General features: G+C 64.3%; 1 protein-coding gene. It reads right to left on the reverse strand.

Translation table 11 applies throughout. The features are described from left to right. Positions 1-158: 158 nt before the first annotated feature. Entirely contained in the window at positions 159-209 is a 51-nt protein-coding gene (locus tag G6R25_RS31135) for a hypothetical protein (RefSeq protein ID WP_419469422.1), read from the reverse strand. Positions 210-244: the final 35 nt, after the last annotated feature.

The raw sequence follows: 244 nt of genomic DNA on the forward strand, positions 1-244 counted from the left end.
AAAAAGTTCGCCCTCGCGGTAGCGAAGTCCCGCAACGCCTACTGCTGCACGATCACACTGCCAGCAGCCAGCCAGCCGCACGCGCCCCGCGCCGCGGTCAACTGCCGATTCCACGCGGCGTAACCGGGAGCGGGGCCACGCCGCGGATTCCACCACGACTACTGCTCCACACACAGGTTCCACACGAACCGCGCATGCCCACAATGCACAAGAAGAACCTCTTCCTGCGTAGCGTCGGGATACA

The organism is Candidatus Frankia alpina (assembly GCF_902806485.1).
GTDB lineage: Bacteria > Actinomycetota > Actinomycetes > Frankiales > Frankiaceae > Frankia > Frankia alpina.